Genomic DNA, 15,535 nt, shown 5'->3' with positions numbered 1-15,535 from the left:
GTTTTACAGTCCTAATCACAAATATCGTTCAGTTATGATTTTCCTATGATGATTCACGTGTCCGGCTATCACAAATAGGAGTCCGCGGACACTGATACTGTAATTATTGGCGGTGCCTTTAGCCGACAGTTCCTTTTCTTCAAACGATTTAAAGAGGTATAAATTCGCCTCTCTTAAAACCCTGAACTCCTCTATAAGTTTCGCAAAATTCTGATTTCTGTAGTTCGAGTTTTTTACATACTCGTCCTGGTCAAACGGCAGTAGGGACGCCTTTTCACCGCGTGCAATAGAAAGCGCCCTGTACGTCATAATGCGTTCTGTGTCGATCACATGACCGAGCAGTTCTTTAAGGGTCCATTTTCCTTCACCCGGAGCAAAATCTTCTCTGTCTGGCGCAATGCTGTTTAAAAGCTCCGGAAAAGATTTTGCCTGGCTCGCTAATTCTGTAAGTACATCATCTTGTACTGCTGCAACGTACCCTGCATAGTAAGGAGCATACTCATCAGGTTGTGGTCGGTTCATATCTCGTGCTGCTTTTTAAAATGATTCTCATTGTTGTTCCGCGTCCGGGTTCAGAGTCCTTGACAAAAATTTCGCCCTTATGGTAATTCTCTACAATTCTCCTGGTTAATGAAAGGCCCAGTCCCCATCCTCTTTTGCGCGTGGTATAGCCCGGCTGAAAGATGGTTTCAAATTTCATTCTGGGAATCCCTTTCCCGCTGTCGATAACATCGATGAATACCTGTTCCTTTACCAGGTTCTCGATCACCTTCACTTCAATTTTTCCTTCTCCTTCAATTGCGTTGACTGCGTTCTTCAGGAGGTTTTCTATTACCCAGTCAAAAAGCGGGATGTTCATCATCGCTTCTACTTCCCTGTCTCCTGTCACTATAAACGAAATCTTGTCGCTCGCTCTCACCTTAAAGTAGGTGACGTAGTCCTCCACCACTCCAAATACCGGATGGCTTTGAAGTACAGCCTTAGAACCGATCTTGGAAAACCGGTCGGCTACCATTTCCAGTCTCTTTACGTCGTTTTCCATCTCCAGGATCAGGGGGTCGTTATCCGCATTGAATTTCTCTTTCAATAATTCTATCCAGGCCATGAGTGAGGAGATTGGCGTGCCCAGCTGATGGGCCGTTTCCTTAGCCATACCTACCCAAACCAGGTTCTGTTCCGACCGTCTTGATGAACTAAAGACTGTATAGGCTACCAGGAGGAAGATCGCTATGACCGTCAGCTGGATATACGGAAAGACCCGCAGCTGTGTAAGCAGGAGAGAATCTTTGTAGAAAACGAACCATTTCTGGCCGTTGTCAAGGGTGATGACAATCGGCAGATGCTGGCTCTTCATCTCCTCAAGCTGTTGCTTGAAGTAAGCCGGATCGTACATCTTGCGGTGGACCAGGGGCGACTCTATACTTAAATTCGCCTCCTGTGGAATATTAGTGCGTGTGCTGTCAAGCCCTTTCCAGTAGATGATACTGTCCCGTTCGTCTGTTACGATCGCAGGCATGGTGAGGCTGTCTCTGACCGAATAGATATAAGTGAGGAACTCGTCGTTTGTATCCTCAATTTCGACAATTTTCTTCGTACTGATGGCCCACACCTGAGCCCGTGTTCTTTCCGAGAGCGCGATGTTCTTAACAAGATAGTAACTGTACCACAAAGACGCTGCTGCTATAACAACCGCAAAGGCCAGCAGCAGGAATTTCCACCGTCGTTTCTGTTCGTATGGATTCATTCAGCAATTTTTGGGGTATCTGCAGATACCCGTCTTATTATTGACACTTCGGGCTTACAGACTGTATGTCTTAGTCTTTGTATCCGAGCCCCATGTTATAGAACATAAATGCCCATTTATCTGCCTGCTCCGCTATGATCTGAGCCGTTGACTTCCCTGCTCCATGTCCGGCTTTAGTCTCAATACGTATCATAACCGGATTAGGCCCGCGGTGGTATTCCTGAAGGCGTGCTGCAAACTTAAAAGAGTGGGCAGGAACCACACGGTCGTCATGATCGGCAGTAGTAACCAGCGTGGCAGGGTAACTGGTATTAGGCTTCAGGGCATGGTAAGGTGAATACTTCAAAAGGTACCCGAACATTTCTTTTGAGTCTTCAGCTGTTCCGTAGTCATAAGCCCATCCAGCCCCTGCGGTAAATTTATTATAACGGAGCATATCGAGCACGCCGACGGCCGGAAAAGCAACTTTGAAAAGCTCAGGACGTTGTGTAAGGGCTGCTCCAACAAGGAGTCCGCCGTTAGAACCGCCTGAAATAGCCAGCTTCTCCCGCGAAGTGTACTTGTTGCTGATGAGATATTCGGCCGCCGCAATGAAGTCGTCGAAAACATTTTGCTTTTGCAGTTTCGTTCCGGCAATATGCCACTTTTCGCCATACTCACCTCCGCCGCGGAGATTCGCTACGGCATAGATGCCCCCCTGTTCGAGCAGGATAATATTCGATGTGCTGAAAGATGGAGTGAGGCTGATATTGAATCCTCCGTAGCCATATAGCAGGGTTGGATTACTACCGTCTAATTTAATCCCCTTTTTGTATGTGATGATCATCGGAACACGCGTTCCGTCTTTTGAGTTATAAAACACCTGTTTTGATTCATAGGAAGATGGATCAAACTGAACACCTGATTTCTTGTATACCTCCGATTTTCCCGTGGCGATATCATATTTGAATATAGTGGGAGGGTATACATATGACGTAAACGTGTAGTAGAGCTCCTTCTCGGATTTCTTTGCCCCGAAGCCAGAGGCGCTTCCCACACCAGGAAGTTCTATGCTTCTTTCAAGCTTTCCGTCCATGCCATATTGCATGACGAGTGAAGTTGCGTCTTTGAGATAGCTGGCAAATATCTTTCCGCCTCCCGTTCCTGCGCTCAAAACGTTTTCAGTCTCGGGGATCAGGTCTTTCCATTGGGATGGAGAAGGATCAGAGGCGTCAACTGTTACGATCTTATTATTGGGCGCGTTGAGGTTCGTGAAAATGTAGAGCGTACTTCCCTGATTATCTATAATACTGTGTTCATTATTGAAGTTGTCAATAATCTTTTTGATGGGAGAGCCCGTTGCCGACAAGTCCTGAAGATAGAGCTCATTGCCAGTAGTAGAATTGGCGGCAGAAATAACGAGGAAACGTCCATCCTCCGTAATGGAAGCTCCAATGTATCGCCTTGGTGTTGCTTCTCCTCCAAATATCATTACATCATCTTTTTGAGGAGTTCCGAGCTTATGATAGTAGAGCTTATGGTGCTGCGTCATTCCCGAAAGCTCACTGCCCTGTTTCGGCTTGTCGTAGCTGCTGTAATAGAAGCCTTCATTTCCCTTCCAGGCAATACCCGAAAACTTAACATCTGTAAGCGTATCACCGATCACGCCCTTGTCGGAGGTCCGGATAACGATCACTTTTCGCCAGTCCGATCCCCCTTCTGAGATCTGATAAGCGGTCAGGCTCCCGTCTTTTGTAAACTCGATGCCCGCCAGCGAGGTGGTACCGTCTGATGAAAACTTATTGGGGTCAAGAAAGACTTCCGGCTCTCCCCCTTCTTTCTGGCGGTATAAAACCGACTGGTTTTGCAGGCCGTCATTCTTCATAAAATAGATGTATTCACCTTCCCTGAAAGGGGCACTGTACCGTTCATAGTTCCAGAGCTTCTCCAGTTTTCCCTTGATCTTGGCGCGATACGGAATTTGTGACAGATAGCTTTGCGTGACTTTATTCTGTTCTGCAACCCATGCTTTAGTGTCTGGCGCTACATCGTTCTCGAGCCAGCGGTAGGGGTCGGCTACTGATGTTCCAAAATAGGTGTCGGCTGTCTTGTCTTTCCGCGTTGTCGGGTAATTCACCATTTTTTTCGTTTTTGTTTGAGAGAAGCCTGAGAACGTAATTCCGGCTGCGAGGATGAGGATGGCTGTTTTCTTCATTCGTGCAAAATGTTAAGATGTATTCAATTTATGCTAAGCTTAACTACAGCAGGATGCGTGATGTGAGGCACGGGAAGCTGCAAATACAGTACTGCAACTACCAGGTCAGCAGTTCCGCCGCACCGCTTTCTGGCTGCATATTAACGCTCTTGTGGCCCTTACTGATGCGCAAATTACAATTTTTCTCTTCATCCTGAGTAGGGTGGGGCTATGATCTTTTTCCTCTTTCCCGTTTTTCATTAGCTTTGTGCCTTCTTTCTCATGTCAGTTCGTAACAAGATATATTTTGCCTCAGATTTCCATCTCGGAGTAGCTGACTATCAGGTCAGCCGGAAGAGAGAAGCAACAGTAGTGGCCTGGCTGGACCAGATTAAGGCAGATGCTGCAGAGCTTTATCTGGTCGGCGACGTATTTGATTTCTGGTTTGAATATAAGCACGCCGTCCCGAAAGGATTTGTCCGCTTCCTTGGCAAGCTCGCTGAACTGTCAGACCTGGGTGTGAAGATCACCATGTTTAAAGGCAATCACGATATGTGGATGTTTGGTTATCTGAAGCAGGAGCTGGGAGTGGAGATCATTTCAAATGAACTGGTAATTGAACGTGGGGGTAAGCGTTTCTACATTCATCATGGAGATGGATTAGGGCCGGGGGACGAAACGTACAAGCTGCTGAAAAAGATATTCAGAAGCCGTTTTTGTCAATGGCTGTTTGCCCGGATCCACCCCAATTTAGGTATTGGTATAGCTTTGGCCTGGTCTGGCCATAGCCGCGCAGCGGGGATGAAAAAAGAAAGTTTCCTGGGAGAACAACAGGAATGGCTGGTCACCTACAGCAGGAATATCCTGCAGGACGATTTTTTTGATTACTTTATCTATGGGCACAGACATCTTCCTCTGGATCTGAACATCGAGAAGGGAAGCCGCTATATCAACCTGGGCGAATGGATTAACTATTGTTCTTATGCAGTCTTTGAGGAAGGGTCATTAAAGCTGGAGTATTTTAAAGGGGGCAGGCAGTCTAAATTCTGGAACCCAGCAACTTATTTGGTTTGTTTTTCGTATTAAAGTTAGCAGCTATAGCTATCATATCATATTTTAACTATGTCGGATAAGAAGATTTCAATTCTTTATGTTGATGATGAAGAAAATAACCTGATTTCATTCAAAGCTACCTTTCGCCTGAAGTATCAGGTCTACACGGCAATAAGCGGGGATGACGCAATAAAGATATTGGAAACAAAGCCAGTGGACATTATCGTCACAGACCAGCGTATGCCGAACATGACGGGCGTGGAGTTTCTGGAAAAGGTGCTTGTGAAATATCCTGATCCCATGAGAATACTACTTACCGGATATGCTGATATGGGCGCAGTAGTAGATGCAGTGAATAAGGGCAAGATCTTCCATTATTTAACCAAGCCCTGGAATGAGAAGGAGCTGGATTCAACTATCGAGCGGGCCTATCAGGTGTATAAAGAGAAGCTGGAGATCAAAGAGATGAATGGTAAGCTGGCTTTGTCTAATGACCAGCTCGAATTTTTGCTGAGACAAAAATTGTTGTCTTAGTTACAGTTGTTCTGTTATTTGCAAACGTGCGTTGTTCTCCTTAAGGACACGAGCAACAGCACCAATCTTTATTGGCTTGTCAATAACTGCCTTTACAGATCTATAGCGTCCTATCGTTTCAATCTCATTTTTATTTAATGACGAGGTGATTGCAATGATGAGGTACTTTTCAACAATCTGTGACGGTAGTTTTTCAAATTCGTCGAGGAAATCGTGTCCGTCCATAACGGGCATTAATATATCCAGCAGAATAACTGTCAGCGCGTTAGACTCCGTTTTATTGTTAATGATGTGTGCAAGTGCCGCTTCTGCTTCAAGAAAAGTGTGAACGCTGCTAATACCTGCCCTGCTCTTAATAAGTTTCTCAGCAACGTAGCAGTCAAGCTCACTGTCGTCTATGATGAGAAATGAAAGCTTCATAGTTATTTGTTTGGAATAGTAACCGTAAAAGTTGTGCCAACGTCAACTATCGACTCTACCGTAATTTCGCCATTTAGCTTAACGAGGGCGTCTTTTACATTATAGAGTCCAAAGCCGGATCCCGCTCCCTTGGTACTGGCTCTGAAAAACAAATTAAAAATGTCCCCCTGGTATTTTTCGGGAATTCCTATGCCATTATCGCTAACCACAATGGTGGTTTTGCCTTTGTTCACGTCAATGCGAAGTTGTACGTAATGGGTGTCACTTTCGGCGCGCTGATATTTAAATGCATTCGAAAGAAGATTATTGATCACAATCTTTAGCAGGATCTCATCGTTCCTAAAAGGTTCCGTTAAATGAACATCAATATCAAAATTAATTTGGTTTGCTCTCGCATATAGTTTATAAATATCGCGTGTATCATCTACAATTTTGTTCAGGTCTATTTCCTTAATCAGCAGCTCGCCCCTTTGCAGGCTGTAATACTCGTGCATGCCCTGTACAAATACGTCGAGCTTCTTAACAGACTTTTCCATCAGGTTTAACATATCCTTAATTTCGGACAAGCCAGACATTTCATGTGATAGACTTATCGCACCCAAAAGTCCCGACAGCGGACCCCGTATGTCGTGACTTACACTGTACGCGAACTTATCAAGTTCCTCATAGGCTTTCTGCAGCTCTTTATTTTTGACCCCCAGCATGGAGTTCGCAATATAAAAGTTATTGGCTTCAGTAATTGCCGACAGCAAGTCTTCGTGTACCCACGGTTTTTTCAGGTATCTAAATATATGGCTCTTGTTGATCGCGTCGATTACAGCTTCTATGTCAGCATAGCCAGTAATAAGGACTCTGACAGGTAAGGGATATTTTACTCTTATCTCGTCAAAGAATTCTACTCCCGTTTTGTCAGGCATCCGTTGGTCACAGAAAATCACCCTGATGTCAGGGTGGTCCATAAGGTGCTTTTCGGCCTCTGAAGAGGTCTGCGCCGTGAATATTTTAAAATCGAGCCGTAGTAAGGCCTTGAAACTAATCAGGTTGTTAGGCTCATCATCAACGTACAATATTTTTAACTTTTCTGACATGAGCATCCGTAATTAAAGTTTTCGCCATCTTGATAGCTTGGCAAGAATAGGTATACGAATAAGCGTGGTAAAAGGTTGTTTGATTGTTACGACTTATGCGTGATAGGCAGCTGCAGTACAAATCTAGTACCTTCGCCTAAAGTAGATTCTACAATGATGTCGCCATTATGTTTGCCAATGGTATTGTAAGCGATCGACATACCGAGGCCTGTACCTTCTCCAACGTCTTTGGTAGTAAAGAAAGGTTCAAAGATTTTTCTCTTGACATGATCATCCATCCCAGTGCCGTTATCCGCGATAGTAACATACACATGGGTATTGTCACAGTGGGTGCTGATTGTTATTTTTCCACCCGGTCGTTCACCAAACTTCTTAACAACGGCGTGTACTGCGTTAGTCAAAATATTTAAAAATACCTGGTTCAATTTGCCGGGGTAGCACTCGATTGCGGGCAAGTCCGAAAATTTCCTTATCACCGCAATTTTATTGCTAGTCAAATTATTGATAATGACGAGCGTTGACTCTAGTCCAGCCGTTACATCTGCTTTTTTCAAGTCATCTTCGTCAACCCGCGAAAAGATCCGCAGGCCCTTTACGATCTCTGCGGTTCGGCTTGCTCCTTCATGTATTCCTTTTAGGAGATGTGTGATTTCTACCTTCAGGTAATCAAAGTCCAGATCCTCCTTGATGCTTTCTATCTCCTTCTCTTTTTCACCGCTTCCAGCCTCTGATAGCGCCACTTTTTCGATAGCAGCCATCGCGTCGAGCAGCAGGTCAATGTCGCGACGCAGAGGATTCACGTTGGAACTCACAAAGTTGACAGGGTTGTTGATTTCATGTGCTATTCCCGCTGTCAGCTGTCCTAAAGAAGCCATTTTCTCAGATTCAACCAGTTGACTCTGCGCCTGTTTAAGGTCCTCCAGCGTTGCGTTTAACTCTTCATTTGCATCCTGCAACTCCAGCGTGCGTTCGTGAACTTTTTGTTCGAGCAGAACATTCTGCTCCCTGATAATTCTTTCGTTTTCTTTTGCCACTCTCAGCGCCTCGGCCTGCGACATCTCTTTCTCCCGTTTTAAGATGTTGATCCTGTCGGCCAAACCGAAAGAAAGAAGGGCCATCTCGATAGCCGATGCCCCCTGTACACTGTAGCTCGTGAACGTGTTATAGGGTAGCAGTCCGTAATCCTTTAGCAAGAAGATCACTGCACCTGCAAGCAGCACAGACCAGGCATAAAAAAAGAACTTAGCACCGCGGTATCCCTTCAGCATCAGAATAATAGAAATGCAAAACACCCCAACTGATGAGATAGACGTTGTGATCTGCATCGCTTTAAAAGCTTCTGTAGTGAAGCCAGCGCATACCGCCAGAATGCTTAGGATAAAGAACGCGGAGAATGTCAGAATAAGGATATTAAACCGTGAATGCCGTTTTTTTAGTTCAAGGAAGTTGCGGGTGAACAAAAGAGCCGCAAGGCCCCCGATAGCCCCGAACAAAGTAACACTAAGTGTGTCAAAGGCACCGTCTCCTGGCCACAGGTATTGAAAGTTATATCCCTTAAGACCGAACTGGGTAAGCCCCGCGAAGAGGACGTATACCACATAATAAATATAGCTTCTGTCTTTTACCGAGAAGTAGATGAACAGATTGTAAAATACCATGATCAGGACAATCCCCATGTAGATGCCCGATAACATGTTGTCTCGCCCGGTACGGGCGACAACCGATTTTTCGCTGCCCAGATACAGAGGCAGAAAGATCGGTTCTTTTCCTTTCACCCTCAGATAGTAGGTGCGGCTCTCCCCCGGGGGATATGAAGGTCAAAAATAAACCCCGAAGCATCGTAGGGGCGCTTGCTGAAACCCTGCTTGTTCCGGACCGAGGTTGTAGAGAACCTCCCGTTTTGTAATACGCTCAGGCTGACTTCTTCAAAGCGCGGGTATGCCAGATTGAGCAGCAGGCGCTCCGCCTGCCCTTCGTTTTTAATTGTAAATCTGAACCACACGCTGTGCTTCCGCAATCCGGCGTTTGCTACTTCTGCCGTGTTGGGCTGAAACGCGTTAGAAGATGCCACCTTTTGCAGGTCCAGCTCCTGATCGGGAGCCAGAATATACAAGTCTTTACCAGGCAGAATTCTCTCTGAGGAGGATGAAAAAATAACATCGCCATGGACAGCAATTGCGGAAAGCAATGCAGCAAGGAATACGATGTATCTTTTTACACGTAGCTTCATGTGCTATTTAACGGCAGAGGCTATGATCAGGTTCAGGGTGCAAGCAAAATAGTTTCCTTCCTCCGCGTCCTCCAGATCCTGTAAGAACTGCTCGTATTCGCTTTGAGAAAGCAGCTTTTTTTCCTGCATCTCCCGCAGCGACTGGTCAATCAGCAAGTAGGCGAAGATCTCCTGAACCGATCTTACCACAAAAGGAAATACTTCAAGCGCGATGTCTTGGAAGCCCGAGGCTTTTAGATTCCATGTTAGTTCCCGGGCCACGGCGCCCTTGTTTACTTTCTTTTCGGTCAGATACGCATTTACTTTTCCGGCTACTGCCGGATCATTGTTATAGAAAGACATACTGCTCCAGTCCGTCTCTACAATTACAAAGGGAGATCCTGGCTGAAGGACGCGATATACGTCCCTGATCAGCTTATCGGGTTCCTTTAAGTGCTGAAGGAGCCGTTCGGCCCGCGCTCCTCTTGCGGACGCATCTTCATAGGGAATGGGATGTGCTTCTGCTACTAGGAACTCTACATTTTGTACACCGGCAGAAGAATCAATGGCTTTTCCAATCATCACGCTGTCGTGATCAATGCCCTTTACCTTTACCTCAGGGCCGAGGGCTTTTGCCAGGTTGATGGCATCAATGCCGGTCCCGCATCCCAGATCCAGGACAATGCCGCTGTTTATTCCCAGGAAGGGCTTGTAAGAATTCTCTTTCAGGTTCTTCAAGACAAGCGCAGTTCCTTCAAGATAGTTGATGTTATAGTGTTTCTCCGCCATAGCGCCTAATAAATTCAAATGTTAAAGTAAATTCAGGTTTGTGTCCTCGGGCCGGGTGCTGGCCCTCGGTTTCTGGGAGTTGGCAATCGTATCTGCAAGGCTCCATTGATCGAGCTTAGGAATATTGATGTCGTAATGGATCTCAATTTCTTTCTTACGAAGCACTTCCGTACGTACCACATTGGGGTTTGCCCGCAACTCCATCACGGCATTCCTGTCCTCTTCACTGGCCGTGCTCAGGTTTTCAAGATCCTCATAGATCATCGTTGTGGCAATGAGGTCTAGTTTCGGATAGTAGAAAGTACCATCGTTACCTACTCGTTTTTCTATGCGATAGCCAATTGTCTCTGATAGTTTGACCGTGTACGGTGCACAAAGAGCAAATAGCGACTTGATCCCGATCTGGGGAGCTACCGCCAGGCCTGCGCGGGTAAGGAAAATGCTTCCGATGCCATAGCCGGCTATTTCGCGCGAGTTCCACAGACCGCATCCTTCCCCCGTTCCCTGCAAGGCATATTTTCTGACGAGCTCATAAATATGAGGGTCCATATGTCCGGTGGCTTGTTCGATCGGAAGCGGTTCACTTCCTCCTGCAACGTGTATGCGGACGCCCCCATACACTTTCTTCCGATCCAGCGACTCGACGATGAGGACAAATGCTGCCGGGTTATGAAGCCACTCATTTTTAGCCGACGTGATCTTTTGAATCCCGAAATTTGTCAGGACGTGCATATGTCCTTCTACAAACAGAGCGCATGTTTCAGGGTCGTCTATTGCCCTGAATGCTCTTAGTCTTACTACAGGCTTTTCTCTGTTTAAACTGCTGTCCATCTGGCGTGCTCCATCTTAACCCTACGGGTAAGAGCCGCAAGGGATTTTGCTTCAAAAATAACGATTTATTTTACATCTGGCTTTTGTAGGAACGGATAGCAGTCGACCCGTACTAATCATCCTTTTTATAGAGGAACCGGCTCTCGGCGTTTTCAATTTTGCCATACTGTCGCTCATATCTTATTCCCAAATGCTCGCCAAAAGGGTGGCCTCCAAAACCATGACGCATCATGGCAATGGCTTTTGCCCATTTTTTATCTCCATCCCGCGACGCAAAGAGCTGCATAACGGATTGGGCAATTACGGGCACCGGCACTTCCATCCGCATGGCGTCGTTAACCAGCCAGTTGACCTCGCCGGTGTCTTCAATATACGCAGGCACCTGATCGTACCCCCTTTGCGTCGTATACTTCCTTCATTAGTTCGATCAGCCAGGACCTGATCACAGAGCCATGGTTCCATGTTTTCAGAATCGCTGAAATATCGAGCTCGTCGCGATAATGCTCAAGCAATTCCATGCCTTCGCCTATTGCTTGCAGCATACCAAATTCAATTCCGTTGTGTACCAATTTTACAAAATGACCGGAGCCGGTCGGGCCGGTGTGAACAAAGCCGTCGGGAACCGAGAGGTCTTTCAAAATCCCACTGATCTGATTGATGGCGTCCTCTGCACCCCCGGCCATGAAGCATGCACCCTCCCGCGCGCCGCTTATCCCGCCACTGGTGCCGCAATCTACGAAGTAGATCTCCCGTTCTTTCAACCGGCGTGCTCTCACAATGGAATCTCCCCAATAAGAGTTACCCCCATCTATGAGGATGTCTTTGGCCGCTGCAAGTTGCGAAAGCTGGTCTAATGTCTCGTCTACAGCGGAGCCTGCTGGTATGTACATAAAAATGATCCTGGGAGCAGGAAGTGCGTTAACCAGATCTGCCAGGCTTTCCACTACTCGGTACGGATAGTCAGTTTTCTCCTGATTCCTGTAACGGTCGAACCCAATGACATCGTAGCCTTTTTCAAAGGCCTGAAGTGCCAGATTCCCTCCCATTTTTCCGAGTCCGATAATTCCAAATGCTGTTTTCTTCATTGTGCTGTATTTTTTTAACTGTTTTAAAGATTAAGCTCTTGCATCGTTTCTTTGGTTGCCCGGCAGCAGGTACCTGGCAGTATGGCTTTGTGCTCTATTCGGCTTTAGTAAGCGTTCTCTGTAAAACTGTCCCGCCTTCAAGTATAGGAAGGCGATTTTATCCATAATGTTTGCTGAAAGCATAAAGTCGGATTGCTCTTTTCTCGTGTTGCTTTTTGATCAGGCCGGCGTTCTTTTTACTGCCTTGCTCTTTTTCAGCCTATCTTATTTTCACTCGATATTTTTCCGGTTTGTGCGATATTGGCGAGGGAGGAAACCAAAGAGCACTTCGGGATCAGGATCGTGATCGAACTTATAACTGCGAATGAAAGTCGACTGAAGAATCGTCCCTTGCCCTAATTGTAAATGGACTGTCAAGGGTATGGCTTGTTCTTGCAGTACCGGGTTATTACCAAAGTATGGACTCATCTGCTAAAGAGGGCTATTTGCGAGGTGTCTTCGTTGTCCATGGCTCCCCCTGAGCCCGTGGTGAGCGCGTATCGAGCCCGACATGAGTCCGACTTTTCCTAATAAAAGTCGGACTCATGTCGGCGACACTACTCCCTCACCTCGCGGTCGGGGGGACGAGTAGTGGAGACAGGGACGGCGGTAAGGGCTTTTGTTTGTGGATCAAAAGATAACTTGATACGAGTTTGGCTTATAACTGGTGTGCCGGAGGGGTGAGGCCAATGGCACTCGAAGTGTTTATCACTCAGCTCCTGAAAGCGGCTTCAGGCATAGTGTGTTGAAGGTGCTTCCTGGCCTTTAAACATCAAAGAGACTTTCAGAAAAAACGCTTATTTTTGTGTGCTTTATAAAAAGTACCAAATAAAACACATCTGTTATGGAGGTAAGTCTCTGGCAATGTGTTTGCTTTTTCAAATAGACATGTTAGATAAATTAGAAGCGATAAAACTCCGCTGGGAAGAGGTGGAACGGGAACTGAGCGATCCGGCTACGATCAGCGATATGAAAAGATTTGCCCAGTTGAATAAGGAATACAAGGATCTGGGAAAGATTGTTGACGAGTATAAGATTTACCGGAATGTTGTTTCAAATATAGAAACCAACAAGGAAATACTGGCCACCGAGAAGGATGACGAGTTGCGTGAAATGGCAAAGATGGATCTCGATGAACTGCTCGAACAAAAAGAATCTCTTGAAGAGAAGATACGACTGATGTTAATACCGAAGGATCCTGAGGATGCGAAGAATGCGGTTCTTGAAATCCGGGGAGGCACAGGAGGAGACGAGGCCGCTTTGTTTGCGGGTGATCTTTATCGGATGTACACAAGGTTCTTCGAAAAGAAGGGATGGAGAACGGAAGTAATGGACGTAACAGAGGGAACGGCGGGAGGCTATAAGGAAGTGATTCTGAAGGTCAACGGTGAGGATGTTTATGGAACGCTAAAGTATGAGTCGGGAGTGCATCGTGTACAGCGTGTTCCTGAAACAGAAACACAGGGGCGTGTCCACACTTCTGCAGCGTCGGTAGCTGTTTTGCCGGAAGTTGAAGAAGTTGACTTTTACCTCAACCCGGCAGATGTGGAGATGCAGACCTCCCGGTCCGGGGGAGCTGGTGGACAGAATGTAAACAAGGTAGAAACAAAGGTGCAGCTTACCCACAAGCCAACGGGCATTGTAGTGGTGTGTCAGGTTGAACGTTCACAGTTAGGCAACCGCGAGCGTGCGATGGAGATGCTGAGAAGTAAATTATACGACCTCGAATTACAAAAGCAGACCGGAGATATCGCCGCTAAGAGAAAGACGATGGTATCAACCGGTGATCGTTCTGCCAAGATCCGTACCTACAATTATCCTCAGGGAAGGGTGACCGAACATCGTGTTGGTCTGACATTATATAACCTTCCTGCAATCATGGATGGCGATATTCAGGAGATAATAGATGCCCTGCAGTTCGCTGAAAACGCGGAAAAAATGAAAGAGGGCTCAGGTGCGTAAAATTATTTTTCTGATAATCAGTGCTGTTTGAATTTTTGGAAAAAATATTTTGACAAATAAAATAATAGCACTATGTTTGCAGTCCCAAACAGGACGGTCCGGTAGTTCAGCTGGTTAGAATACATGCCTGTCACGCATGGGGTCGCGGGTTCGAGTCCCGTCCGGACCGCAAAAGCCACTCAAACGAGTGGCTTTTGTCATTTTAGGCGCAGGGTCGGGAAAGGGGGATGCAGAAATTTTGGATCTGGACCAAAATCTGTGGACTAAGCAAATAATTTCATGAGTCTGAAGAGGAAAAAATTCCCTTCCGTCCCTTCCATACGCGGCCAGAGCCTAGAACTTGATTCGTCGTATTCCTTGGTACGATGTTTGGAGTTGAAGTTCGGGTAGTTAACGAATACCTTTGGAACTAAAAGTCTTATCCCTATGAAAAGAAGAACGCTTTACTCTCAGCTGCAGCTATCTGACCTAGCCGTTATCCGGAAAGTATTATCGAAGGGCAGGCCGGTCCTGTTGGCCTCTCTCGTTACCCTTGTTGCCATGATCTCTCAAAGCAGTGCTCAAACTACGCCTACTACAAAGGTGGGGGTAACGCCTTTTGAGGGAATTATAGTGGCCGGGTATGTAGATAAAGGAGCTTATGTCAATTTCACAGGCCCGGCTGTAAAGTTCACACGTAAACCGGTTTCGGTATCGCTGGGTATGATGCCAAGCTTGCGGATAAAGGAAGACAAGGTAAGCGAAGGAGCACCCAAGAACTCGGTCATTACGCCTTCACTCGGTTTTGGATTTACATTTTCAGTGAGGCATCTGGCGCTTCAGGTTCCGTTCTATTATAACAGTAAGACTGCTGCAAAGGATGGGAAATGGAACCCAGGTATCGGCATTGGATACAAGTTTTAGCCTACGGAGAAAGAGCGTAGCCTTGTTGAAGCCGTCGGTTAGTTTTTAAACCTGCTTTTTTCATAACGAGGAAGAACATTCACCGACTTTCATCGCCGTTTGTCCCTGGATCTCACGACGTTTTTCAGGACGTACGGGTTATCCCTAATAGCGGGGCCATCGCCCGGCTGATTGTTACTTCTCTGTTCTTTTTGCAACGCCTCCTGCCTGCATTTAAATGGGCAGGACAGCTCCTTTTCAAGGTGTCCGTGTCTGGTGTCCTGAAAAGAGGTCCGGGTGCTTTTGCCCGACTTCAAGGTATTCGCACCAAATCCTCAGTTTGTCCTGATTCCCGCCAGCCTGACCAGAACGGCCGAACTTTGTATCTTTTTCGCAGCGGATCATGTACTTTCGAGTTTCAGCCTGCTCATCGGGTGGAGGGAAAGATGCAACTGGCGGTCTTCTGAATTAGTGAAAATTTGATATGTAGCCATTGAACGGCATTTTGCTGGTACAAAACACTTGCATTTGCCTGGTGAGAAGAGTTAAAGAGTTAAAGTTAAAATAGTCTATAGGAATTGTAGATTATATCAATATATTTGCTCCTGTTCATTCAAGACTTATCCAGAAAGACGGAGGGAAAGGCCCTGTGAAGTCTTAGCAACCTGTAGTCCGGAAATACAAGGTGCTAATTCCTGTCTGCTGAAAAGCAGAGAAGATAAGGAG

At 46.3% G+C, this 15,535-nt stretch carries 15 protein-coding genes, 1 tRNA gene and 1 riboswitch; of the genes, 5 read left to right on the top strand and 11 right to left on the bottom strand.

The genetic code is table 11. The annotated features are described in order from the left end of the window. Positions 1 to 15 precede the first annotated feature (15 nt). The 3 genes from ACES2C_RS05310 to ACES2C_RS05300 all read right to left on the bottom strand — a co-directional run bounded on the left by ACES2C_RS05310 (position 16) and on the right by ACES2C_RS05300 (position 3,938). Positions 16 to 522: a DinB family protein gene (locus ACES2C_RS05310; protein WP_374165960.1), complete on the bottom strand. Its 507-nt coding sequence runs from the start codon at positions 520 to 522 to the stop codon at positions 16 to 18. Further along, complete coding sequence (locus tag ACES2C_RS05305) at positions 503 to 1,744, bottom strand: sensor histidine kinase (RefSeq protein ID WP_374165959.1); 1,242 nt, start codon at positions 1,742 to 1,744, stop codon at positions 503 to 505. The genes ACES2C_RS05310 and ACES2C_RS05305 overlap by 20 nt, the downstream gene beginning before the upstream one ends. A gap of 70 nt (positions 1,745 to 1,814) precedes the next feature. Continuing rightward, complete coding sequence (locus tag ACES2C_RS05300) at positions 1,815 to 3,938, bottom strand: prolyl oligopeptidase family protein (RefSeq protein WP_374165958.1); 2,124 nt, start codon at positions 3,936 to 3,938, stop codon at positions 1,815 to 1,817. Between the two features lie 261 nt (positions 3,939 to 4,199). On the opposite strand from ACES2C_RS05300, the gene ACES2C_RS05295 reads away from it, so the two are divergent. Both ACES2C_RS05295 and ACES2C_RS05290 read left to right on the top strand, forming a co-directional pair. Beyond that, a complete protein-coding gene (locus ACES2C_RS05295; RefSeq protein WP_374165957.1) occupies positions 4,200 to 5,003 on the top strand; it encodes a UDP-2,3-diacylglucosamine diphosphatase in 804 nt (267 codons plus the stop codon). A 36-nt stretch (positions 5,004 to 5,039) separates the two neighbouring features. After that, on the top strand, positions 5,040 to 5,504 hold the full coding sequence (locus ACES2C_RS05290) for a response regulator (RefSeq protein WP_374165956.1): 465 nt from the start codon (positions 5,040 to 5,042) through the stop codon (positions 5,502 to 5,504). Here the strand turns inward: ACES2C_RS05290 and ACES2C_RS05285 are convergent, their stop codons facing one another. The 8 genes from ACES2C_RS05285 to ACES2C_RS05250 form a co-directional block, all read right to left on the bottom strand. After that, positions 5,505 to 5,924, bottom strand: coding sequence for a response regulator (locus ACES2C_RS05285; RefSeq protein WP_374165955.1), 420 nt, complete (start codon positions 5,922 to 5,924; stop codon positions 5,505 to 5,507). It abuts the gene before it with no gap. 2 nt (positions 5,925 to 5,926) lie between these two features. Then, entirely contained in the window at positions 5,927 to 7,012 is a 1,086-nt protein-coding gene (locus ACES2C_RS05280; RefSeq protein WP_374165954.1) for a hybrid sensor histidine kinase/response regulator, read from the bottom strand. Between the two features lie 86 nt (positions 7,013 to 7,098). Continuing rightward, positions 7,099 to 8,787: a 7TM diverse intracellular signaling domain-containing protein gene (locus ACES2C_RS05275; protein WP_374165953.1), complete on the bottom strand. Its 1,689-nt coding sequence runs from the start codon at positions 8,785 to 8,787 to the stop codon at positions 7,099 to 7,101. A gap of 2 nt (positions 8,788 to 8,789) precedes the next feature. Beyond that, positions 8,790 to 9,242 carry a 7TM-DISM domain-containing protein gene (locus ACES2C_RS05270; protein WP_374165952.1) on the bottom strand — a complete coding sequence of 151 codons (453 nt, stop codon included), beginning with the start codon at positions 9,240 to 9,242 and terminating at the stop codon, positions 8,790 to 8,792. A gap of 3 nt (positions 9,243 to 9,245) precedes the next feature. Then, positions 9,246 to 10,028, bottom strand: a complete 783-nt coding sequence (locus ACES2C_RS05265; protein WP_374165951.1) for a methyltransferase domain-containing protein — start codon at positions 10,026 to 10,028, stop codon at positions 9,246 to 9,248. 3 nt (positions 10,029 to 10,031) lie between these two features. Next, complete coding sequence (locus ACES2C_RS05260; RefSeq protein WP_374165950.1) at positions 10,032 to 10,841, bottom strand: hypothetical protein; 810 nt, start codon at positions 10,839 to 10,841, stop codon at positions 10,032 to 10,034. 112 nt (positions 10,842 to 10,953) lie between these two features. Beyond that, positions 10,954 to 11,223, bottom strand: a complete 270-nt coding sequence (locus tag ACES2C_RS05255; protein ID WP_374165949.1) for a hypothetical protein — start codon at positions 11,221 to 11,223, stop codon at positions 10,954 to 10,956. Then, complete coding sequence (locus tag ACES2C_RS05250; RefSeq protein ID WP_374165948.1) at positions 11,207 to 11,926, bottom strand: NADP-dependent phosphogluconate dehydrogenase; 720 nt, start codon at positions 11,924 to 11,926, stop codon at positions 11,207 to 11,209. The genes ACES2C_RS05255 and ACES2C_RS05250 overlap by 17 nt, the downstream gene beginning before the upstream one ends. Positions 11,927 to 12,853: 927 nt before the next feature. On the opposite strand from ACES2C_RS05250, the gene prfA reads away from it, so the two are divergent. From prfA to ACES2C_RS05235, 3 genes are all read left to right on the top strand, one after another. Continuing rightward, positions 12,854 to 13,927, top strand: coding sequence for a peptide chain release factor 1 (gene prfA / locus ACES2C_RS05245; RefSeq protein ID WP_374165947.1), 1,074 nt, complete (start codon positions 12,854 to 12,856; stop codon positions 13,925 to 13,927). A 95-nt stretch (positions 13,928 to 14,022) separates the two neighbouring features. Next, positions 14,023 to 14,096: transfer RNA gene (locus tag ACES2C_RS05240), tRNA-Asp, on the top strand. 257 nt (positions 14,097 to 14,353) lie between these two features. After that, on the top strand, positions 14,354 to 14,830 hold the full coding sequence (locus ACES2C_RS05235; protein WP_374165946.1) for a hypothetical protein: 477 nt from the start codon (positions 14,354 to 14,356) through the stop codon (positions 14,828 to 14,830). Positions 14,831 to 15,426: 596 nt separating this feature from the next. After that, positions 15,427 to 15,534: riboswitch (SAM riboswitch) on the top strand. The last annotated feature ends 1 nt before the right edge of the window (position 15,535 follow it).

Source organism: Arcticibacter sp. MXS-1, from assembly GCF_041902385.1.
Lineage (GTDB): Bacteria > Bacteroidota > Bacteroidia > Sphingobacteriales > Sphingobacteriaceae > Arcticibacter.
This window is presented reverse-complemented; position numbering and strand designations above follow the sequence as displayed.

Excerpts from the sequence above, each read along its gene's own strand:
- ACES2C_RS05300 (WP_374165958.1), bottom strand. The coding sequence starts at position 3,938 with ATGAAGAAAACAGCCATCCTCATCCTCGCAGCCGGAATTACGTTCTCA.
- ACES2C_RS05260 (WP_374165950.1), bottom strand. The coding sequence starts at position 10,841 with ATGGACAGCAGTTTAAACAGAGAAAAGCCTGTAGTAAGACTAAGAGCA.
- ACES2C_RS05270 (WP_374165952.1), bottom strand. The coding sequence starts at position 9,242 with ATGAAGCTACGTGTAAAAAGATACATCGTATTCCTTGCTGCATTGCTT.
- prfA (WP_374165947.1), top strand. The coding sequence starts at position 12,854 with ATGTTAGATAAATTAGAAGCGATAAAACTCCGCTGGGAAGAGGTGGAA.
- ACES2C_RS05235 (WP_374165946.1), top strand. The coding sequence starts at position 14,354 with ATGAAAAGAAGAACGCTTTACTCTCAGCTGCAGCTATCTGACCTAGCC.
- ACES2C_RS05310 (WP_374165960.1), bottom strand. The coding sequence starts at position 522 with ATGAACCGACCACAACCTGATGAGTATGCTCCTTACTATGCAGGGTAC.
- ACES2C_RS05295 (WP_374165957.1), top strand. The coding sequence starts at position 4,200 with ATGTCAGTTCGTAACAAGATATATTTTGCCTCAGATTTCCATCTCGGA.
- ACES2C_RS05290 (WP_374165956.1), top strand. The coding sequence starts at position 5,040 with ATGTCGGATAAGAAGATTTCAATTCTTTATGTTGATGATGAAGAAAAT.
- ACES2C_RS05250 (WP_374165948.1), bottom strand. The coding sequence starts at position 11,926 with ATGAAGAAAACAGCATTTGGAATTATCGGACTCGGAAAAATGGGAGGG.
- ACES2C_RS05305 (WP_374165959.1), bottom strand. The coding sequence starts at position 1,744 with ATGAATCCATACGAACAGAAACGACGGTGGAAATTCCTGCTGCTGGCC.
- ACES2C_RS05280 (WP_374165954.1), bottom strand. The coding sequence starts at position 7,012 with ATGTCAGAAAAGTTAAAAATATTGTACGTTGATGATGAGCCTAACAAC.
- ACES2C_RS05285 (WP_374165955.1), bottom strand. The coding sequence starts at position 5,924 with ATGAAGCTTTCATTTCTCATCATAGACGACAGTGAGCTTGACTGCTAC.